This window comes from Mesorhizobium sp. M0243, assembly GCF_040321775.1.
Lineage (GTDB): Bacteria > Pseudomonadota > Alphaproteobacteria > Rhizobiales > Rhizobiaceae > Mesorhizobium.
The window spans coordinates 1-22063 of the sequence record NZ_JAMYSF010000010.1 but is presented as its reverse complement, the minus strand read 5'-3'; the positions used below and the strand labels follow the sequence as shown (position 1 = coordinate 22063).

The window sequence follows — 22063 nt, the reverse complement described above, 5'->3', positions numbered from 1 at the left end:
GGAACAGAAAACAAAAAACCGTCGCGACAGCAGGCACTTTCCCATCCGATCAGGATCTAAATTACCTCAGAGCCGAGCCATCCGCAATGAGTGTAAAACGGCGCCGGCATGGCTGTCTGGATCCGACGCACCCGCCAAGTCCCAATCCAACGACGGGTGCGCCTGATGCCATCCATCGGCTCCCACGGTGGACGGGAAGCGGTCCACCGAAGCCTTTCCGGTTCGATTTTCTTCGCCAAGAATCCTGCGGTTTCCGACAATGATCATCGCGTGTCGCAAAAAAGCTTTTTGGTATCAATCACTTCGCGTCGCTTCCGAGCGCACCCAGTTCCTATTTGTGATACACATTGTGAGACCTACTGTGATACAAATTATGTCCCAAAGGTAAACTTTTACAATAAATTCAATTACTTACTGGAAAACCGATGGTACCGTTGGCTGGGATCGAACCAGCGACCTCCGGATCCACAATCCGGCGCTCTAACCATCTGAGCTACAACGGCACGTTGCCCGAGCGGATCGAAACAGAAACTCATCCGCCCGCTCTGTCGTTCGGCGATGCGTCCTTACGGGCTTATGGATTCTAATTCAAGGCTTTTGGAAAGCAAAGGTCACTTCCCCACATCGACGCGGCATTTGCCTGGCAAGAAGACCAGGCGCCGGACAAAGAAAAAGGCCGGCGGGAGGAGGTGCCGGCCTTTTCCTGTTACGAGCCAGCGGGAGGAGGTGCTGGCTGGTCACCCCGGGGAGCAGAGGGAGGAGGTTCCACTCACCGGGTATTCCTTGATGGCTGCCATCATACACCCGATCGTTTTTAAGAAAATGCGACCTTTTGTTGCATCTTCCGATCATGCGCAAATGTTAGGCAACCTTGATTTCCTTCATCGCCTTCTCGAAGGCGGTCTTGATCGGCTTGGAGACGTCCTCGGCCGCCTTGGAGGCAACGGCCTGGAAGTCCTTGGCCTGCTCGACGGTCGATTCGACGCGCTTGCGCAGGAAGGCGGTCTGCAGCTCGACGACTTCCGACAGCGACTTGGCGCCGATCAGGGCCTCGAGGTGGGAAAAACCGGCCTCGGCATTGGCACGCAAAGCGGAGATGGTCTTGAGCGACAGGTCGTTGGAAACGGTCTTGGCGGTCTCGTAGGTCGACTCCAGAGCCTTCTGGGTCTCCTCGGCGCCGGTCTTCAGCTTGGCGTAGGCCTCTTTCGACTGCTCAACGCCCTTTTCGGCGAAAGCGCGGATCTGGTCGGTGGCCTTGGAAGCGTCGAAGCTCGGGAATTCAACGTTTTCGATCGTCTCGGCGGTCTTGGTCCTGGACATTTTCCATCCTTTTCAGCGGCAGCGGCTTTGACAGAAAGCCGTCTCGTTCATGTATGATGGCAATATAAAGGCAAATTTTGTGCATTGCAATATCTTTGTTGCAGTGCACCATAAATTTCTTTGGGCCGTTAACCAAGAGCCCAGATTCCGGCCTTTGCACGTTCTGGCTTGTGGACCTTCGCGCCTCCGGCTTTTATTAACAAAGCGTTAACTGAAAAATCGCCGCTCCGTGAGGTCCGCCAAGCGCATGCCGTCCGAATACTCCTTCCTCGATGTCGCCGTGCTCGACGCGGTCCGCCAGCGCTTTGCGGCAGGCGACGCGATCGCGATCCTGTCGGCGGATCTGGAGCAGGTGATCTGGGCCAACGGGCCAGGAGCCGCGATGTTCGGGTATCCCGACATCGAGGCGATCATCGGCGCCTCGGCGCAGTTGCCCGTGATCGCCAGGCGCCAGATCATGGCGACCAGCGGATTTCCCGAGATTGGCAGTGACCGCGCCATCATGGTGCGGCTGGCGACCGGAATGACCAGCCGCGCCGTCGGCTTCCTGGCCAGTGCGGTGACCATGCCGGACGCCGAAAAGGCGATCATGCTGGCAGTCCCGGCGGCTCAGACCGGGTCACGCAATGCCAGCGAAATCGCCGCGCGCGCCATTAGCGGCTTCACCGAGGATGGTCATTTCATCGCCTTTGTCGATGCCAGGGGCAGCGTCGAGGCGGCCTCGGAAGGATTTTCGGCACTGGGCATCCTGCCGGAGACGCTGGCGGCACTGGTTGCCGACGTCGCAGCCGAGAGCGACCGCATCGTCAAGCGCCTTGTCCCCGGCGGCACGGCCTCCTATCCGGCTGGGCTGGCAAGATTAACCGAGGAGCGGCATCTGCTGGTGGTGATCGACGAGGACCAGCTCGACGACACCGCCCCCGCGGGCGAACATCCTACACAAACCATTGCCGAGGGGGCACCTGCTGGCGATGCGGCTTCCCAGCCGGAACAGGGTCGCCAGACACCGACCGACGAACCAGGCGCCGCGTTGCCGACCGAGGACGTCGCCGGATCGCGGCCGCATGCGATCGCCGACGCGACCTTACAGACGCCGACAGCGGCCAATAGCGATCAGCCGGCATTGGAGCGCACGCCGGCGCAGCACGACCATTGGTACTTCAACGCCGGCGAGGACGGAGGGCAACAGGCGCCGCGACCCGCCGCGCCCGGACCTGAAGCTCCGGCCGAACCGGCGGCCCTGGAAATCCAGTCCACTTCCGCGGCCACGCCGGCGACCGTCTCGGCGATGGACCGCGCCGCGGCGCCGGTGCGTTTCGTCTGGCGCACCGATGCCGAAGGCAAGTTCAGCGCGCTGTCGCCGGAATTCGCCGACATCGTCGGCAAGCCGGCGGCCGACGTGATCGGCCGCCGCTTCAGGGATGTCGCCGCTACATTCGGCCTCGACCCCTCCGGCGAGATATCGGGGCTTCTCGAACGGCGCGATACCTGGTCCGGGCGCTCCGTGCTGTGGCCGGTCGTCGGCACCGACCTGAAGATACCGGTCGACCTGGCGGCGCTGCCTGTCTATGGCCGCAGCCGCGCCTTCGAGGGTTTCCGCGGCTTCGGCGTCGCCCGCGCCAGCGACGCGGTCGTCGATCCGGAGGCCATCGGCATGGCGCTGGTGCCCAATAGCCAGGCGCCGGCAACGCCGGAACCACAAGCCATCCAACCCGCACCCGAACAGCCGAACGCTGAGGAGCCCAAGGCCGAGGACACGCAGGCATCGGATCCGTTCAAGGGCGAGGTGCCGGCGTTGACTATCGTGCCGAAACAGGAGCGGCGCTTTGCCGACAAGGTGATCCGGCTCGCCGAACACCGCCAGCCAGCCAATGACAAGGGTCTGTCGACCCTGGAACGCAGCGCGTTCCGCGAAATCGGCGAGCGGCTGAAGAAGGATAGTGCTCCGGTCGAGCCGCCTGAGGCTGAGACTGCGGAGGCGTCGACAGCGGAGGCCGAGGCTCCGGTCAAGCCGTCCGACGACCCGATGCACAGCGGCGTCATCCCTGCGTCAGGGCCAGAGAACGAACCGGTCGAGCCACCCGATGTCGATGCCGAAGACGAGCGGGATCTGGTACGGCTTGACGGTCACGCGGACGAAGCGGCTCGTGAAGCCCCCCCTGGGATGAATGTGACGGGCTCGTTGCTCGACTATGCCGGCCAAGATGACGAACGTGGCCCCGTGGCGGCGGAACCAGAGAACACCGCTGCCGTTTCGCCCGGCGAAAAGCCTGAAGCCACTGACGCGACACATGATGGCCTCGATGACGGCAGCATGACGTCAGCAGATTTTCGCGATGCCGAAGACAGTGAGGATTGGGCGCAGCCCGACGAGGAAGCCGCGCCGCCCGACGAGCAGGCGGTTGCCGAGGAAACCGTCAATGCAGGCGGCGACGCGGCGGAAATACGCGTCGAGCGCCCTCGCCTGCAGGTGCCGCCGCTCAAGGCCGAAGGGTTCGTACCGTCGGCGTTTTCCGCCGGAGATGAGCACAAGGCTCCGGACACGTCGCTGCTCGGCAAGCTGCCCGTGCCGCTGCTCATCCATTCCGGGGACCAATTGCACTATGCGAATGAGGAATTCCTCAGCCTGACCGGCTACGAGGCGCTTGACGATCTGGCGGATGCCGGCGGCCTCGGCGCGTTGTTTGCCGACCCCTACGCCGATGACGGCGTTTCCGACGGCACCGATCGCGCGCTGCGGTTGAAAACACGCGACGGACAAGAATTCCCGATCGAGGCCATTTTGCGCTCGGTTCCCTGGCGCGACGGCAAGGCGCTGATGCTGGTCGTGCGACGCTCCGGCGAGGATGATGCGCCGGCGAGCCTGCATGTGGTTGGGGACGAGCAGACGCAGCCGGACATTTCCGAGCTCAAGGCGCGCATCGCCGAGATGCGCACCATTATCGACACCGCCACCGACGGCGTCGTGCTGATCGGCCGTGACGGCACCATCCGATCGATCAGCCGGCCGGCCGAAGCGCTGTTCGGCTTCGACAGCGACGATGTGACCGGCAAGCCGTTCGCCTCGCTGTTTGCGATTGAAAGCCAGCGCGCGGCACGCGACTATCTCAATGGGCTGTCCGAGCCCGGCGTGGCGAGTGTCATGAACGACGGCCGCGAGGTGATCGGGCGCGAATCGCAAGGACGCTTCATTCCGCTGTTCATGACCATCGGCCGGCTGCCCAACGACAGCGGCTTCTGCGCCGTCGTTCGCGACATCACGCAGTGGAAGCGGGCCGAAGAGGACTTGACGCAGGCACGTGCGGTGGCCGAGCGCGCGTCCTCGCAGAAGACCGATTTTCTGGCCCGCATCAGCCACGAGATCCGCACCCCGCTCAATGCCATCATCGGTTTTTCGGAATTGATGGTCGACGAGAAATTCGGACCTGTCGCCAACGACCGCTACCGCGACTATCTGCGCGACATCAACCGCTCGGGCAATCATGTGCTCGACCTGGTCAACGACCTGCTCGACATCTCCAAGATCGAGGCTGGCCAGCAGGAGATGGCCTATGAGGCGGTGTCGCTCAACGACACGCTGGCCGAAACGGTGGCGATGATGCAGCCGCAGGCCAACCGCGAACGGGTCATCATCCGCTCCAGCTTCGCTTCGCGGCTGCCGGAAGTGGTGGCGGACCTGCGCAGCGTGCGCCAGATCGCGCTCAACATCCTGTCGAATGCCATCCGCTACACCCAGGCCGGCGGCCAGGTGATCGTCTCGACCGCCTATGAGACGTCGGGCGACGTCGTCATGCGGGTGCGCGACACCGGCATCGGCATGAGCCATGCCGAGATCGAGCAGGCGCTGAAGCCGTTCAAGCAGATCAACGCCCTGAAGCGCGGACGCGGCGACGGGACCGGGCTTGGACTGCCGTTGACCAAAGCGATGGTGGAAGCCAACCGTGCCCGGTTCACCATCAATTCGACACCGGGCGAAGGCACCCTGGTCGAGGTGGCTTTTCCGTCGACCCGTGTGCTCGCGGAATAGGTCAGCCCTCTACGGTCCCGATAAAAAGAAAAGGCGCCCAAAGGACGCCTTAAGAGATGGGATTGCTGTCACAACGGGGCTTGAGCGAATTCGGATCCTCGGGGCTGAGGAACGGGATTTCTCCCTCAAGTTACGTGCGACTATCGACGCTGGACCTTAACAACTCCTTACCGGGGCGCCGGAAAATTTACGAATGTGTACCACTCATGAAATCTAGGTAAATTCTAGCGAGATATTTCGTTAACCATGCCGGCTGCCAATTACTCGGCCAGCTGAGGCAGGTTCTTGAACAGCTCGAGCGCCTCTGGATTGGCGAGCGCCTCCTTGTTCTTGATGGCGCGGCCATGCACGACATCGCGCACCGCGAGTTCGGTGATCTTACCCGACTTGGTGCGGGGAATATCCGACACGGCAACGATCCTGGCCGGGACATGGCGGGGACTGGCGCCACTGCGGATCTTAGCGCGGATGCGTTTTTCCAGATCCTCGTCGAGCTGCACGCCGGCGGCTAGCCGCACGAACAGGATGACGCGCACGTCGTTGTCGAAGTCCTGTCCGATGCACAATGCTTCCAGGATCTCAGGCATCTGCTCGACCTGATTGTAGATCTCCGCCGTGCCGATCCTCACCCCGCCCGGGTTGAGCGTGGCGTCGGAGCGGCCATGGATGATGAGGCCGCCATGCTCGGTCCATTCGGCGAAATCGCCATGACACCAGACATTGTCGAAGCGCTCAAAATAGGCCGCCCGGTACCTCTTGCCATCGGGGTCGTTCCAGAAGCCGATCGGCATAGCCGGAAAGGCTTTTGCGCAGACCAGCTCACCCTTTTCCTGCCGGACCGGCCTGCCGTCGTCGTCCCAGACATCGACTGCCAGGCCGAGGCCGGGTCCCTGGATCTCGCCGGTCCAGACCGGCTGCGTCGGCACGCCGAGCACGAAGCAGGAGACGATGTCGGTGCCGCCGGAGACCGAGGCCAGGTGCACGTCCTTCTTGATGCCGTCATAGACGAAGCGAAAATCTTCCGGCGACAGCGGCGAGCCGGTGGAGGAGATTGCCCGCACCGTGGCCAGATCATGCGTGCGGATCGGCTTGAGACCAGCCTTGCGCACAGAATCGATGAATTTGGCCGAGGTGCCGAAAAAGGTCATCTTCTCGGCATCGGCGAAATCGAACAGCACATTGCCGTCGGGATAGAAGGGCGAACCGTCATAGAGCAGCAGCGTGGCACCCGAAGCGAGCCCCGACACCAGCCAGTTCCACATCATCCAGCCGCAGGTGGTGAAGTAGAAGAAGCGGTCGCCATCGGTGAGACCGGCATGCAGCCGGTGTTCCTTGACATGCTGGATCAGCGTGCCGCCGGCCGAATGGACGATGCATTTGGGAATGCCGGTCGTTCCCGACGAAAACAGGATGTAGAGCGGATGCGAAAACGGCAGCGGCTCGAAAATGACAGGCTTGCCGGCGAAGGGCGACAGCGCCTCTTCCAGCGCTACCGCCTTGTCGATGGTCCCGGCGACATCGCTCGATGTGCCGAGATAGTTGACGACCAGGATCTTGCGGACAGTGCCGAGCTTGGCCGCGACCGCGGCGATCTTGTCGGCGACTTCGATCGCCTTGCCATTGTACCAATAACCATCCGGCGCGATGAAGACGACGGGCTCGATCTGGCCGAACCTGTCGAACACGCCCTGCTCGCCGAAATCGGGAGAGCAGGACGACCAGACGGCACCGATCGAGGCGGCGGCCAGCATGGCGGCGACGGTCTCCGGCATGTTGGGCATCATGGCGGCAATGCGGTCGCCCTTCTTCACCTTGAGCGACAGGAAAAGCTGCTGCAGCCGCGAGGTCAGCGCGTGCAACTCGTTCCAGGACAGCCGGCGCTCGACCTTGTCTTCGCCGCGAAACACGATTGCGTCGCCTGAGCCGGTCTTCTTCAGCAGATTCTCGGCGAAATTCAGTGTCGCATCGGGAAAGAAAGAAGCGCCGGGCATCTTGTCGCCGTCGACGAGCAGGTTATCGCCCTTGTCGCCGACGATGCCGCAGAAATCCCAGATCAGGCTCCAGAACCCTTCACGGTCCTCGACCGACCAGGCGTGAAGCTGCGAATACGAGGAAAACGCTACGCCGGCTTTCACTCCGGCGGCCTTGGTGAAGGCGGTCAAGGGTGCTGCGTCAATCTGGTCTTGCGTCGGGGTCCAGAGCGGTTGTCCGGCAGCCATAATCGTTCCTCCACGGTCGCCATCGCTTATGCATATCGCAGCGCAGCAGAGCAAGATTTTGTTCGGCTGATGCGACCAGATGTGCGCAAATGCCATCGCCGGGCCATAAAGACTTGAAATGCCTCAGCCCTAAGTCGTAGTGACAACTTGAAGTCGTGGTGGCGGCCGGAAGTGTGGTCCCGACTGCAGTCGTAGTGACGACTGGGGGTCGTGGTGACGACTGGGTTACACCCGTCGGGCGATTTGTCGGAATGGAAGCATACGGGGCCATATGCCATCATCTATGATCCGGCGCGGAATATGGGCGATCGGCGCTGCCGTGATCGTCATCGCGCTGGTCGTTGCCGCCCTGCCGCTGATCGCCTCCACCCGTATCGTGCGCGACCGCATCGCCTGGGAAATGAGCGCGTGGAGCGGCTTCCGGGTCGCCATCGACGGTTCGCCGCGCATCGAGGTCTGGCCGACATTCCGGGCAATCCTGACCGATGTGACGCTTTCACAATGGACCGACACCGAGGCGCCGCCTGTGGTCGAGGCAGAACGGGTCGAGGTCGACCTTTCCGCCATGGCGGCGCTGCGCGGCGACGTGGTGTTTTCGACGGCGCGGCTGGTGCGGCCGACGATCCGGGTCCAGCGCACACCTGCCGGCCTTTTCCTGCCCGCTGTCCCCACCGGCGGGCGCATCACGCGTTCCATCGACACGGCGCGCGGCGTGGTCAATGCCGACCCCGCCAAGCCGGACCTCGACAAGCTGCCTACCGACACCTTCGGCACGGTCGAGTTTCGCGACGGCCGTATGGTCGCCTCCATCGGCGGCAAGGACGTCGAGATCCTGAGCAGTTTGAACGGTCAGGCGAATTGGGCGGCGATGAACAGCAATGCGACGCTGTCGGCAACAGGGATCTGGCGGGGCGAAAGCGTCGCGCTGGACGTCGCCTCGGCCAGACCGCTTGTGCTGTTTGCCGGCGGCACGGCGCCGCTGACGCTGTCCTTCAAGGCGGCACCCGCCACCTTCTCGTTCGACGGCACGGCCAGCATGTCTGAAAATACCTATTTCGACGGTCAGGCGAAGTTCTCGGCACCCTCGCTGCGGCGTGTCCTGGAATGGTCGCAGGCCGGCATCGCTCCGGGTGCGGCGATCGGCTCGGTCAGCATTTCGAGCAAGATCACCGCGACCGGCGGGCGCGTCAAGTTCGACAACACGGCGATTGCGCTCGACAACAATCCGGGGATGGGTGCACTGGACCTCTCGCTTGGTGAAGCACAACCGGTAATCTCCGGCACGCTCGCCTTCGACACGCTCGACCTCAGATCGTTTCTGTCAGCCTTCACCCCGCTGGTGCCGACCGGAGGGGCGGGGCCCGGCGAAATCGACACAAGTTTCGCCGACAAGATCAATCTCGATCTCAGGCTGTCGGCGGCGCACGCCACGGCGGGGCCGATCCAGCTCGCCGACGTCGCCGCCACCGCCCAGGTCAAGGATGGTCTGTCCGTCTTCGACATCTCCGATGCCTCGGCCTTCGGCGGCAACATCCAGACCAGCCTTCGCTTCGATCGCAAGCCGGAAGGCTCGCAGGTCGAAATCCGCCTTCTGGCGTCCGACATCGACGGCGGTGCTTTCGGTACGGCGGCAGGGATGACGCGGCTGGTGCCGGTCGGCACGGGCACCGTCTCGGTGATCCTCAAGGGGCCGGGCAGAACCTGGGATTCCATCTTCGACAATGCCGACGGCTCGGTCTCGGCGACCTTCGGGCCGGGTGCGTTGAGCAAGCTCAACCTGCCGGCCTTCCTCAAACATACCGAACAGGGCGGCTTCTTCGCGCTCGACGATGTCTCTGACGGAACATTGCCGATCGACGGCGCCGAGATCAAGGCCACCATTTCGAAGGGCGTGGCGCGGATCGACAAGGCCGAGGCCAATTCAGCGAAGTACAAGATCTGGCTGTCCGGCATCGCGTCCTACGCCGGGCGCGGACTGGCCTTGTCCGGCGGCGTCATTCAGCCTGAGCAGGCGGCAACGCAGGCCAACGGCCAGCAAGGTCCCAACCAGTCGTCGTTCTTCGTCGGCGGGACATGGAGCACGCCGTTCATTTCCCCGATCAGCCGCGGCGTTTCGGGGGAATAGGCCGCCACCGCGCCTCCTATCTTTCACCCGCGCTGCGCGGCCTGCTCGTCGAGCTGGCGCTGCACCTCACGCCGTTTGTTGGCAAGCGAGGCGATGATGACGCCAATCGCCACGACGGCGATCAGAATGGTACAGGCGGCGTTGATTTCTGGCGTCACGCCGAGGCGAACCTGGCTGTAAATCTTCATCGGCAGCGTCGTCGCGCCCGGCCCGGAGGTGAAGCTGGCGATGACCAGATCGTCGAGCGAAAGGGTGAAAGCCAGCATCCAGCCGGAGACGATCGCCGGCATGATAACCGGCAATGTGATCTGGAAGAAGGTCTTCACCGGCGTTGCGCCAAGATCCATCGCGGCTTCTTCCAGCGAGCGGTCGAAGGTCATGAGGCGCGACTGCACGACCACGGCGACGAAGCACATGGTCAGCGTGATGTGGGCGAGCGTCACGGTGAGGAAGCCGCGGTCGAGCCCGACGGCGACAAAGAGCAGCAGCAGCGACAGGCCGGTGATGACTTCCGGCATGACCAGCGGCGCAAAGACCATGCCGGAGAATAGCACCCTGCCCTTGAAGCGCGTGTAGCGGGTCAAGGTGAGTGCCGCCAGGGTGCCCAGCACCGTCGCAACCGTGGCCGAGATCAGGCCAACACGCGCCGTCACCCAGGTCGCGTCCATGAGGCCTTGGTTGTGGAACAGCGAGACGTACCATTTGGTCGAGAAACCGCCCCAGACCGTGACCAGTTTCGATTCGTTGAACGAGAAGACGATGAGCAGCACGATCGGCAGATAGAGAAAGGCAAATCCAAGCACGATCGAGGTGATGTTGAAGCGGCTCCAGGTGGCGTTCATGAGGTCACCTGTCCATTTCCTGAGCGCGCGCCTGGGCCCGCTGGAAGAGCATGATCGGCACGATCAGCAGCAACAGCAGGATGACGGCGACGGCCGACGATACCGGCCAGTCGCGATTGGCGAAGAACTCGTTCCACAACGTCTTGCCGATCATCAGCGTCTGCGATCCGCCGAGCAGATCGGGAATGACGAACTCGCCGACGGCCGGAATGAACACCAGCAGACAGCCCGCGATGACGCCGGGCAGCGATAGCGGGAAGGTGATCTTCCAGAACGCGCTGGTCGGCGGACAGCCGAGATCCTTGGCTGCCTCGATCAGCGAATAGTCCATCTTCTCAAGCGCGGAATAGAGCGGCAGCACCATGAACGGCAGGTAGGAATAGACGATGCCGATGAAGATCGCCGTATAGGTGTTGAGGATGATCAGCGGCTGGTGGATGACGCCGGTGGCGAGCAGCAGCTGATTGAGCAGCCCTTCGGGCTTGAGAATGCCGATCCAGGCGTAGACGCGGATCAGGAACGAGGTCCAGAACGGCAGGATCACCAGCATCAGCAAGGTTGGGCGGATCGTCGCCGGCGCGCGCGCCATGCCGTAGGCGATGGGATAGCCGACGAGCAGTGTCAGGACCGTCGAGACCGCGGCGATGATGACGCTGGTCACATAGGCGTTGAAGTAGAGCGCGTCCTGCGTCAGCCAGGCGTAATTGTCGAGGCTGAGTTGTTTCAGCTGGGCGAGGAACCCGGAAACTCCGCCGCTGAAATCGAGCGCCGGCGTATAGGGCGGAATGGCGATCGCCGTCTGCGACAGCGAGATCTTGAAGACGATGACGAACGGAATGAGGAAGAAGAACAGCAGCCAAACATAAGGGATGATGATGACCAGTCGGCCAACGAAGGCAGCACCCAGCCTGGCGAGGATGGATTTGCCGGCATTGGTCGTCGGAGAGGCTGATGCGGTGGTGACGGCGGCGCTCGACATGGTCGCCCCTACCGCGTCAGCACGACGCCGGCGTCGGGCCGGAAGGAAACCCAGGCGCGGTCGTTCCAGCTCAACGGATCCTCGGTGATGCGGGCCGCGTTCATGGTGCTGGCGCGCACCACCTGGCCGTCGTCCAGCCTGACATGATAGACGGTCATGTCGCCGAGATAGGCGATGTCGTAGACCTCGCCCTCGATGGCGTTGACCGCCTCGGCCGGTTTCTTCGACGACACCTTGATCTTTTCGGGCCTGATGGCGAAGGTGACGGCCGTCCCGGCGCCGGCGGTGCCGGCATTGTCGGTGCGGATGGTGATGCCGTTGCCGGCATCGATGCTGGCGCTGCCGGCCTCGCCACGCGCGATCTTGCCCTCGAACATGTTCACATTGCCGACGAAGCCGGCGACGAAGCGGGACCCCGGCGCCTCGTAGACTTCGGCCGGCGTTGCCACCTGCATCACCTCGCCCTTGTCGATGATGGCGATGCGATCGGCCATGGTCATCGCCTCTTCCTGGTCGTGGGTGACGACGACGAAGGTGAGGCCGAGGTTCTGCTGCAGGTCCATCAGTTCGAACTGCGTCTCCTCGCGCAGCTTCTTGTCGAGAGCGCCAAGCGGCTCGTCGAGCAGCAGCACTTTCGGCCGTTTGGCGACCGAACGGGCGAGCGCGACGCGCTGGCGCTGGCCGCCGGACAGCTGATGCGGCTTGCGCTTGGCGAACTGCTCGAGCTTGACCAACTTCAGCATCTCGGCAACGCGCGACGCGATCTCGGGCTTCGGCATGCCGTCCTGCTTGAGGCCGAAGGCGATGTTGTTCTCGACCGTCATGTGCGGGAACAGCGCGTAGGACTGGAACATCATGTTGACCGGCCGCCGGTAGGGCGGGATGCCGCGCAGATCCTGGCCATCGAGCAGGATGCGGCCGGCTGTCGGCTCCTCGAAGCCGGCGAGCATCCTGAGCAGCGTCGATTTTCCACAACCAGAGGCGCCGAGCAGGGCGAAGAACTCGCGCTCGAAGATGGTCAGCGACAGATTGTTGACGGCGGTGAAGTCACCGAACTTCTTGGTGACGTTGTCGAACTGGATGTACGGCTTGGCATTCGGGTCGTTCCACGGTGCAAAATCCCTGCGGATGCTGCCAAGCGATTTCATGTCCCACTCCGTCCTGATTCTTGCTTCTTACCCCAGGTAGAAACGGTCCCGGCAGGTGGCTGCCGGGACCGTGTCGGATTGCTTACTGGCCAGTGACGATCTTGGTCCAGGTGCGCGTGATGACGCGCTGGGTCTTGGGATCGTATGGCGAGACGGTGTAGAGCTTCTTTATGGTCTCGGCATCGGGATAAACCGAAGGATCCTCCAACAGTGCCTTGTCGACGAATTGCTGCGAGGCCTTGTTGCCGTTTGCGTAGAGCACGTAGTTCGACGACTTGGCGATAACTTCCGGCTTCATCATGTAGTTGATGAACTCGAGCGCCTCCGCGACATGCGGCGCGTCGGCAGGGATCGCCATCTGGTCGAACCACATCTGCGCGCCCTCCTTCGGCACGGAATAGCCGATTTCGACGCCCTGCTTGGCCTCGACCGCGCGGTTGCGGGCCTGGAACACGTCACCCGACCAGCCGACCGCCAGGCAGATATCGCCGTTGGCAAGCGCGTTGATGTATTCGGAGGAGTGGAACTTCCTGATGTAAGGCCGGACCTTGAGCAAGGTCTCCTCGGCCTTGGCGATATCATCGGGTGACGTGCTGTTCGGGTCGAGGTCGAGATATTTCAACGCCGCCGGGATGATGTCTGCCGGCGAGTCCAGCACGTAGACGCCGCAGTCCTTCAATTTCGCCAGGCTGTCGGGATTGAAGAAGACATCCCAGCTGTCGATCTTGTCGGTGCCGAGTGCCGCCTGCACCTTCTTGATGTTGTAGCCGATGCCAACCGTGCCCCACATGTAGTTGACCGAGTATTCGTTGCCGGGGTCGTACTTGGCGGTGCGCTCGGTTACCGTATCCCACATGTTGGAAATGTTGGGCAGTTTCGACTTGTCGAGCTTCTGGAACACACCGGCCTGGATCTGGCGCGCGAGGAAATTGCCGCTGGGCACGACGACGTCGTAGCCGCTGCCGCCGGCAAGCAGCTTGGTCTCCAGGATTTCGTTGGAATCGAAGGTGTCGTAGACAACCTTGATGCCGGTTTCCTTGGTGAAATCGTCGATGATCGAACTGTCGATGTAGTCGGACCAGTTGAAGACGTTGACGACACGATCCTCGGCGTGACCGCCGACGGTGAACAATGTCAGGAATGCCGAGGTTGCCGAAAGCCAGAGCGCTTTGCGGATCATGCTATTCTCCTTTGATGAGTGTTCCTTCACCGGCTCGTCGCGATATCAGCGCGACCGGCATTTTCTTCAGACTATTGAGCTTTCCAAGGGGCGACAAGCGCGAACTGCCGAGACCATGCAGGCGGTTCGATGAGATGGCTCGATGCCCCTGAGGCGGCCTGGGAGGCATACCGTCATAGGCTTTCGCCGTGGCGCGGGCAGAGATACGACGATATGGTCCGGTCTCGATCGGACCGGCTGGGAGACTTGGCAAGATACGCCTGTCTTGTTGTTGCCGTATTCCCAGCCTGCCCGTGCTGCAGCGACGTTGTCAATGGCAAAGCTGCAGGCCGCTTCAATTAGGCGACGGCACCCCGGTGACCCCGGCGCGTTCGGGCCGTGCCTGGCGCTTGAATTCGAGCCCGATATGGACGAGCAGCGCCGTGACAACCACCGCGCCACCGATGATGGTGCGCCCCGACGGCACCTCGGAATGGATGAGCCAGACCCATATCGGACCGAGGATCGGTTCGAACGTGCCGAGCAGCGCCGCGATGGCCGCCGGTATCAGCCGCGCGCCGGTGGCGAAGAAGGCGAGGCCGAGACCGAGATTGACCACGCCGAAGGCAAACAGAAAGCCCATGTCGCTGACCGACACGGCGAAGGTCGATGCCTGCGAGACGGCAAAGCCGGCCGCGAGCATGGTGCCGAGGCACGTCGCCGGCGTCATGCGCACGCCGGAAAACCGCCGGGTGATGACGGTGGCGACCGAGAACATGACCGCGATCAACAGCGCCAGCCCATCGCCTATGGGCGAGACGGCGCCATCAAGCGATTCCGACACCATGGTGGCGACGCCGGCAATGACGGCGGCAATCGCCACCCAGGTCGCGGCACCAACCCTTTCGCGGAACAATGCCCAGGCAAACAGCGCCGCCAGAAGCGGCACGCCGGCCTGCATCAACAGGATGTTGGCGACGGTGGTGTAGGCCAGCGCCACGACGAAGGCGGTCGATGCGGTGGCAAAGCAGATCCCGACGGCAAGGCCGGGCAGACCCATGTCGCGGAACAGCGTCAGCGTGCCACGCCAGCCGTCGCGCCAGACCATGAAGCAGACCAGGAAGGCGGCTGCCCAGACGGAGCGCCAGAAAATGACCGTCCAGCTGTCACCGACAGTGATGAAGCGGGCGATGGTGCCGCCGAAACTCCACATCAGCGCCGACAGGAAGACCAAAAGCATGCCGACGCGTTCCTCGCGCGGCGAGACGGCTGGCGATGCGACGATCGGCGATGCGGTATCGATCATGAGCGCGACTGTCGGGCTTTTGTGGACGGGACGATGCGCAAGGGACGACAAAAAGATGCTCTGTTCGCGTAACGCAAAGGCGCAGGCCGGAACTGAGCCAGCGGCCGGCGACAATTGTGGCACCTTGCTCCTATTTCAGAGGAACACGGCTACTGGAAATCGAAGGCACTCAGGCCCGTCACCATCTCGTCGAGGCCGAGCGGGCGCGTCACCGGCGGCTCGGCGCGCGCCAGGCAGCCGACGCGTTCGCAAAGCCGGCAGGCAGGCCCGACCGGCGTCGCCGCGATACTGCCGGCCTTTGCGGTGATTGCCGCACCGGGTAATGCCGCGCCATAGACGATGTCGTCACGAAAGCCGATGTCGCAGCCAAGCAGCAATGCGGTGCGGCGCGGGCGTTCCGAGAACGCGCCTTGCGGCCCTTCCAGTGTGCGGGCGATGCACAGGAACTCGGCGCCGTCGGGCATTTCCACCGTCTCGACAAATATCTGGCCGGGTTGGGTGAAGGCAACATGCACGGGCAGCTTGGGACAGCCGCCGCCAAAGCGGCTTTGTGGAAACCCCTGGCTGCCGGCCTTGCGGAAGCGGTTGCCTGCATTGTCGACCTCCAGCATGAAGAACGGCACGCCGGAGACACCCTGCCGCTGCAGCATGGTCAGCCGGTTGGCTGCCTGTTCGAAGGAGACCCCGAAGCGCGAACGCAGGACATCGATGTCGTAGCGGGCGCGCACGGCAGCCGCATGAAAGGCCTGATAGGGCATCATCAGCGCATGCGCCGCATAACGGCCAAGTTCGAAGCGGGCCAGGCGGCGCGCCTCGTCGGTGCTCAGCTTGAGCGCCTGGATCTCGCCGGCGACCGCGACCGTCATGCGGATCAGGCAGGCCTCCATAGCGACTTCGCGCAACTGGTCGAACGGCGACAGCCGTTCGGACAGGAACAGGCGCTGCGAATGACGATCATAACGGCGGCGCCAGTTCGGCATGGTCGCGACCGGCAGCACCTTGACCACGATGCCATATTCGCGCTTCAGCCAGGCCTTCAGCGCGCCGAACAGATCGTCGCCGGGATCGAGCACCGAGGTGAACGCCGCGGCCTCCTCCTCGAGGGCAGCAAAATGGTTCGGCCGGCGCTCGAAAATCTCGTGCACCTCGTCGATCGGCAGGCGGGCGCCGGAAAGCGCCGTCGCCCGACCTTCGCGCGCCAAAAGCTCGTTGAGATCGGACAGGCGCTCGGCCTGCTCGCGATAGGCGCGGAACAGTTTTATCACCGCCGCGGACGCATTGGGCGCCGCCTCGGCAAGCTCGATCAGTTCCTGATCACCCGGCAACTCGCCGACCAGCAGAGGGTCGGTGAACACTTCCTTCAAGGCAGCGACAGATCCCCTCGCCTCGCCCTGCAGCTCGTGTGGATCGACCTTGTAGACGGAGGCCAGCCTGAGGATCAGCTGCACCGTCAGCGGCCGCTGGTTGCGCTCGATCAGATTGAGATAGGATGGCGAAATGCCAAGACCCTCGGCCATCGCCGTCTGGGTCAGGCCCTTGGCGTTGCGGATGCGGCGGATGCGCGGCCCGGCGAAGATCTTCTGGTCAGCCACGGACTGTCCTTTACAGCATTTACACGAATTTTTTGGGCTTTGGCCTTTTACAACAATGACAAATTTACAATGCACCTCTGTCAAACACAACACAGGTTTTCTCTTATATTCTGCCGGCTTTGTGGATTTATGTGGCTGATTTCGCGCAGAAATGTAAATCCAGTCATACCCAACGACCCCAAATTCTTGACGCCTTGACACAGATCAGCAATCCCTCGGAGTGACCAATGACTGATTTTTACAACCTCGTCCCATCGGCCCCGGAAGGTCGCTTCGACGGTATCGAACGGCCCTACTCCGCGGCGGATGTGAAGCGCCTGCGCGGTTCGGTGCAGATCCGCCAGAGCCTCGCCGAAATGGGCGCCAACCGGCTGTGGAAGCTGATCCACGAGGAGGACTTCGTCAACGCGCTCGGCGCCATGTCCGGCAATCAGGCGATGCAGCAGGTGCGCGCCGGGCTGAAGGCGATCTACCTGTCGGGCTGGCAGGTTGCCGCCGACGCCAACACGGCTGGTGCGATGTATCCGGACCAATCGCTCTACCCGGCCAATGCGGCGCCCGAACTGGTCAAGCGCATAAACCGCACGCTGCAGCGCGCCGACCAGATCGAGACCTCCGAAGGCAACGGGCTTTCGGTCGAGACCTGGTTCGCGCCGATCGTTGCCGACGCGGAAGCCGGCTTCGGCGGACCGCTCAACGCCTTCGAAATCATGAAGGCCTTCATCGAGGCGGGCGCCGCCGGCGTCCACTATGAGGATCAGCTTGCGTCGGAAAAGAAATGCGGCCATCTCGGCGGCAAGGTGCTGATCCCGACCGCGGCGCACATCCGCAACCTCAATGCCGCGCGCCTGGCGGCGGACGTGATGGGCACGCCGACCCTGGTCGTCGCGCGCACCGATGCGGAAGCCGCCAAGCTGCTCACCTCCGACATCGACGAACGCGACCAGCCTTTCGTCGACTACGACGCCGGGCGCACGGTGGAAGGTTTCTACCATGTCAGGAACGGCATCGAGCCCTGCATCGCCCGCGCCATCGCCTATGCGCCTTACGCGGATCTGATCTGGTGCGAGACCTCGAAACCCGACCTGGCACAGGCCAGGAGATTCGCTGAGGGCGTGCGCAAGCATCATCCCGACAAGCTGCTCGCCTACAATTGCTCGCCCTCGTTCAACTGGAAGAAGAACCTCGACGACGCGACGATCGCCAGATTCCAGAAGGAGCTCGGCGCCATGGGCTACAAGTTCCAGTTCATCACGCTCGCCGGCTTCCACCAGCTCAACTATGGCATGTTCGAGCTGGCGCGCGGCTACAAGGCACGGCAGATGGCGGCCTATTCCGAGTTGCAGGAAGCGGAGTTCGCGGCCGAGGCCAATGGCTACACCGCGACCAAGCACCAGCGCGAGGTCGGCACCGGCTATTTCGACGCCGTGTCTATGGCGATCACCGGCGGCAAGTCGTCGACCACCGCCATGCATGAATCGACCGAGCACGCGCAGTTCAAACCAGCCGCGGAATAGCGGACCGCAGAAATACAGAGGGAACGCCCAACAGGGCTTGGAACACAAGGAGAAGACCAATGGCATCGATAAGCCGCGTCAAGGAACGCGCCGAGGAACAGTCGACGACGATGAGCGTCGACCAGCAGGCGACGATCCGCATGCTGGCCAACGACCTGCACCGCCTCAACCAGTCGGTGATGAAGGCGGTCGAGGCGGGCGTCTCGGTCGAGCTCGTGCGCTCGGCACGACATCACGGCGGCGACGGCAACTGGGGCGATCTGCTGATCCCGGTCATCGTCACGCAGCAGAGCCACGGCTGACCGAATCCATGCAACCGACCCTTCACCTGCGCAGCCTCTGCGCAGGTGAATTTTCTTTTCATCAAGCTCACGTGTGGACAGTTGAGTACAGTAGCGTTGCTTGAAATTCACTGCTCCCGGCGATGATTTAGGGTACTTTATTTCAACTTGACATAGGCTCCGATCTCACGCCAATTGCGCTCCGGATTCAACTCTGCATTGAAATAGGGGCGAGCTTCTTGGCCGACTTGTGTGCCCGGTGAACCGCCAAGGCGAGACTCCAAGACATCCGAATCTGGCGACCCGTGACTCGAGCGCCGAGGCGATCCGTGATCCGTCGCAGGTGCTTGTCGTCGGGAAATCGCCAATCAATCGCGTGGTGATTTCAAAGATCGTCGAGCGATCCGGGCTCAAGCCGATTTCGGAATCTCCCGACACGGCGGCAAGGATCTTGCGGTCCCTCATTCCCGGTGTGGTTGTCCTTGACGGCGGCGCCGACAACAAGGACTGCGAGAACCTGATGTCCAGCATCGCCGCGTTGCGCCGCGCCTCGGGCAAATCGCTGCCACCGGTAATCCTGCTGTCAACCAAGAATGGCGCGACGGAAAGTCTGGGCCTGTCTGGTATCATCGACGTGGTGGTCGCCAAGCCGATCACGCCCGAACGGTTGCAACCGGTGATCGATTGCCTCATCGGCCGCTAAGCTAATTGCGGGAAAGTGTGTAACGGTTTTCCGTCCGGAATTGAGCAAATTAGGTAAGGCCCGGCAATCACGGATCGATGATGCTTTCGATCAATCCGGGCAGTTGTCCGAGATCGGATATCTGGCGGAACCTCGATTCGGTTACCGGCGCTTCGACATGCTCCAGCACCCAGGTCAGTTCGTGCGGCACATGGACACCCCAGCCGCCGGCCTCGATGGCCGGCACCACATCCGACTTCAGCGAGTTGCCGACCATCATGCTTTTCGCGGCACCATCGCCGTGGCGGCTGAAGATCCTCCTATAGGTGGCGGCATTCTTGTCGCTGACGATCTCGACCGCGTCGAACAGATCGCCAAGGCCAGAGCCAGCCAGCTTGCGCTCCTGATCGAAGAGGTCGCCCTTGGTGATCAGCACAAGCCGGAATGCGCCGGCAAGCTTTTCGACCGTCTCGCGGGCGTGCGGCAAGGCCTCGATCGGATGACTCAGCATTTCGCGGCCGGCATCGAGAATCTCTGCTATGACCGAGGCCGGTACGCGGCCTTGCGTGACCTCGATCGCCGTCTCGATCATCGACAGGGTAAATCCCTTGATGCCGAAGCCATAGACGGCGAGGTTGCGCCTTTCGGCCTCCAGCAATCGTGCCGAGATATGCTCGGCTTCGCCATGGTCGACGAGCATGGCGGCAAAGCGCTTTTCCGTCAGCCGGAAGAACTGCTCGTTCTGCCACAGCGTGTCGTCGGCATCGAATCCGATCGTCGTCAGTTTGCCGTTGGGCCGCATTCAATTTCTCGATTAAGATTTGGGCCTCGATTGGAATTGCGACGGCCGAAACTAGGCCGATTGGCGTGATTTTCAACCGCACCGGCCAATGCCCGACGCGGCTCCCCTTCCCTTCCACAGGGGGGCACGGCTATACTCCACAATCCGCAACCCAATCTGGTGAATGATGCCGCCTGCAAAAAAGGAAGTCCGTCCGTCGAGCCGCGGAGGACGTGTCCGTACGCCTGCCTTCGTGAAAAACCAACGGGGCGTCAAGAACTGGAAGGAAGTCAGCGCCTGGCTGGAGTGGCGCGGCATCGAGGATATCGAGTGCATCACGCCTGATCAGGCCGGCGTCGCGCGTGGCAAGATGATGCCGTCGAAGAAATTCACCTCCAACACCTCGCTGGCGCTGCCGTCGGCAGTTTTCATGACAACGATTTCCGGCGGCTACCCCGAGGATGGCAACGGCTTCCATTACCCGGAAGACGACGGCGACCTCAAACTGATGCCGGACCTGTCGACGCTGACGGTGGTGCCCTGGGAAGAAGACCCGACGGCCGCGGTCATCTGCGATCTCGTCCACCAGGACGGACGCTCAGTCGAGTTCACGCCGCGCAACGTGTTGAAGCGTGTGGTGGCTGCCTATGACAAGCTCGGCCTGAAGCCAGTGGTGGCGCCCGAGATCGAGTTCTACCTGGTGCGCAAGAATCCCGATCCGGACTATCCGCTGACCCCGCCTGTCGGCCGGTCGGGACGCGCGATCGGCGGCGGCGCCGGCTATTCGATCGCCGGCGTCAACGAATTCGACGAACTGATCGACGACATCTACCATTTCTCCGAAAGCCAGGGCCTGGAGATCGATACGCTGATACACGAGGAAGGCGCCGGCCAGTTGGAGATCAATCTGCGCCACGGCGACCCGATCGAACTGGCCGACCAGGTGTTCATGTTCAAGCGCACCATTCGCGAGGCGGCGCTGAAGCACGAGATCTACGCCACCTTCATGGCCAAGCCGATCCAGGGGCAACCCGGCTCCGCCATGCATATCCATCAGTCGATCATCGACAAGAAGACTGGACAGAACATCTTTTCGGCCGCTGACGGCTCGGAAACCGACGATTTTTTCCACTTTATCGGCGGCATGCAGAAGCATGTGCCGAACGCGCTGGTGATGTTCGCGCCCTACGTCAATTCCTACCGCCGGCTGACACAGGCGGCGTCGGCGCCGGTCAACAACAAATGGGGCTATGACAACCGCACCACGGCATTTCGCGTGCCACGTTCGGATCCGGCGGCTCGGCGCGTCGAAAACCGCATCCCGTCCTCCGATGCCAACCCCTATCTAGCGCTTGCGGCATCGCTTGCCTGTGGGCTGATCGGCATCACCAACAAGATCAAGGCCGAGCCTCCCGTGCTGACCACCGCCAATGCCGACGAGATCGACCTGCCGCGCGGCCTGCTCGAAGCCGTCGACCTGTTCGAGGGCGACGAGGAACTCTGCGCGCATCTGGGCAAGTCCTTCGCCGCCACCTATGCGGCGATCAAACGGGCGGAGTTCGAGACCTTCATGGAAGTGATCAGCCCGTGGGAGCGGGAGTATCTGCTGCTGAATGTTTAGGGGAGTAGGGGAGTAGGGGAGTAGGGGAGTAGGGGAGTAGGAACGAATGGCCGAAAAAACAGGCTCCTACAAGGACTTGCTGGTTTGGCAGCAGGCGATGGACCTTGTAGTGGCTATTTACGGCGCAACGAAATCTTGGCCAAAGGAAGAACTTTATGGACTGACCAGCCAAGCGCGACGCGCTGCAAGCTCGGTGCCGGCAAACATAGCGGAGGGGTATGGCAGAGAAATTCGAGGCTCTTATCTGCAGTTTCTCCGTATTGCCCAAGGATCATTGAAGGAACTGGAAACTCAGCTTCTGATTGCTGAACGCACCGGCATCGCGCCGAAAGCGACGACGGCCTCGTTGTTGGCGAACACCGAAAGTGTGGGAAAGCTTCTTCGACTTCTCATCCGTAGACTTGCAACCGGATAGCCTCCCCTACTCCCCTACTCCCCTACTCCCCTACTCCCCTACTCCCCTA

The 22063-nt window shown here is 62.4% G+C and carries 16 protein-coding genes and 1 tRNA gene; 7 read left to right on the top strand and 10 right to left on the bottom strand.

Annotated features, from left to right (window positions below):
• Positions 1–426: 426 nt before the first annotated feature.
• Positions 427–503 (bottom strand) — tRNA-His (locus NKJ11_RS15495).
• A 358-nt stretch (positions 504–861) separates the two neighbouring features.
• Positions 862–1320 (bottom strand): phasin, encoded by a 459-nt coding sequence (locus NKJ11_RS15490; RefSeq protein ID WP_013530255.1) that lies wholly within the window; start codon positions 1318–1320, stop codon positions 862–864.
• Between the two features lie 247 nt (positions 1321–1567).
• Between NKJ11_RS15490 and NKJ11_RS15485 the strand changes: the two genes are divergently transcribed.
• The gene (locus NKJ11_RS15485) at positions 1568–5347 is read left to right on the top strand and encodes a PAS domain S-box protein (RefSeq protein WP_352793767.1); all 3780 of its coding nucleotides are present in this window, start codon (positions 1568–1570) and stop codon (positions 5345–5347) included.
• A 260-nt stretch (positions 5348–5607) separates the two neighbouring features.
• Here the strand turns inward: NKJ11_RS15485 and NKJ11_RS15480 are convergent, their stop codons facing one another.
• On the bottom strand, positions 5608–7566 hold the full coding sequence (locus NKJ11_RS15480; RefSeq protein WP_352793700.1) for an acetoacetate--CoA ligase: 1959 nt from the start codon (positions 7564–7566) through the stop codon (positions 5608–5610).
• Positions 7567–7837: 271 nt separating this feature from the next.
• Between NKJ11_RS15480 and NKJ11_RS15475 the strand changes: the two genes are divergently transcribed.
• Positions 7838–9691: an AsmA family protein gene (locus tag NKJ11_RS15475; protein ID WP_352440788.1), complete on the top strand. Its 1854-nt coding sequence runs from the start codon at positions 7838–7840 to the stop codon at positions 9689–9691.
• Positions 9692–9714: 23 nt separating this feature from the next.
• Here the strand turns inward: NKJ11_RS15475 and NKJ11_RS15470 are convergent, their stop codons facing one another.
• The 6 genes from NKJ11_RS15470 to NKJ11_RS15445 all read right to left on the bottom strand — a co-directional run bounded on the left by NKJ11_RS15470 (position 9715) and on the right by NKJ11_RS15445 (position 16717).
• Positions 9715–10533: an ABC transporter permease gene (locus NKJ11_RS15470; RefSeq protein WP_013530251.1), complete on the bottom strand. Its 819-nt coding sequence runs from the start codon at positions 10531–10533 to the stop codon at positions 9715–9717.
• Positions 10534–10537: 4 nt separating this feature from the next.
• Entirely contained in the window at positions 10538–11512 is a 975-nt protein-coding gene (locus NKJ11_RS15465; RefSeq protein ID WP_023809176.1) for an ABC transporter permease subunit, read from the bottom strand.
• 8 nt (positions 11513–11520) lie between these two features.
• Positions 11521–12660 carry an ABC transporter ATP-binding protein gene (locus tag NKJ11_RS15460; protein ID WP_013530249.1) on the bottom strand — a complete coding sequence of 380 codons (1140 nt, stop codon included), beginning with the start codon at positions 12658–12660 and terminating at the stop codon, positions 11521–11523.
• Positions 12661–12742: 82 nt separating this feature from the next.
• Positions 12743–13840 (bottom strand): polyamine ABC transporter substrate-binding protein, encoded by a 1098-nt coding sequence (locus NKJ11_RS15455; protein WP_352440789.1) that lies wholly within the window; start codon positions 13838–13840, stop codon positions 12743–12745.
• A 334-nt stretch (positions 13841–14174) separates the two neighbouring features.
• On the bottom strand, positions 14175–15125 hold the full coding sequence (locus NKJ11_RS15450) for a DMT family transporter (protein WP_352793699.1): 951 nt from the start codon (positions 15123–15125) through the stop codon (positions 14175–14177).
• A 149-nt stretch (positions 15126–15274) separates the two neighbouring features.
• Positions 15275–16717, bottom strand: coding sequence for a helix-turn-helix domain-containing protein (locus tag NKJ11_RS15445; protein WP_023809179.1), 1443 nt, complete (start codon positions 16715–16717; stop codon positions 15275–15277).
• Between the two features lie 227 nt (positions 16718–16944).
• Here NKJ11_RS15445 and aceA point away from each other — a divergent pair, with 227 nt between their 5' ends.
• The 3 genes from aceA (at position 16945) to NKJ11_RS15430 (ending at position 19218) form a co-directional block, all read left to right on the top strand.
• The gene (aceA, locus tag NKJ11_RS15440; protein WP_023809180.1) at positions 16945–18234 is read left to right on the top strand and encodes an isocitrate lyase; all 1290 of its coding nucleotides are present in this window, start codon (positions 16945–16947) and stop codon (positions 18232–18234) included.
• Between the two features lie 59 nt (positions 18235–18293).
• Positions 18294–18536 (top strand): SMc00767 family acetate metabolism repressor, encoded by a 243-nt coding sequence (locus tag NKJ11_RS15435; protein WP_006202762.1) that lies wholly within the window; start codon positions 18294–18296, stop codon positions 18534–18536.
• 229 nt (positions 18537–18765) lie between these two features.
• Positions 18766–19218, top strand: a complete 453-nt coding sequence (locus tag NKJ11_RS15430) for a PleD family two-component system response regulator (protein WP_352461268.1) — start codon at positions 18766–18768, stop codon at positions 19216–19218.
• 67 nt (positions 19219–19285) lie between these two features.
• On the opposite strand, the gene NKJ11_RS15425 is transcribed toward NKJ11_RS15430, so the two are convergent.
• Positions 19286–19999: an HAD family hydrolase gene (locus NKJ11_RS15425; RefSeq protein WP_023809182.1), complete on the bottom strand. Its 714-nt coding sequence runs from the start codon at positions 19997–19999 to the stop codon at positions 19286–19288.
• Positions 20000–20162: 163 nt separating this feature from the next.
• Here NKJ11_RS15425 and NKJ11_RS15420 point away from each other — a divergent pair, with 163 nt between their 5' ends.
• Together NKJ11_RS15420 and NKJ11_RS15415 are read left to right on the top strand one after the other, a co-directional pair.
• The gene (locus NKJ11_RS15420) at positions 20163–21599 is read left to right on the top strand and encodes a glutamine synthetase family protein (RefSeq protein WP_023809183.1); all 1437 of its coding nucleotides are present in this window, start codon (positions 20163–20165) and stop codon (positions 21597–21599) included.
• Positions 21600–21645: 46 nt separating this feature from the next.
• Positions 21646–22014 (top strand): four helix bundle protein, encoded by a 369-nt coding sequence (locus NKJ11_RS15415; RefSeq protein WP_352440791.1) that lies wholly within the window; start codon positions 21646–21648, stop codon positions 22012–22014.
• The last annotated feature ends 49 nt before the right edge of the window (positions 22015–22063 follow it).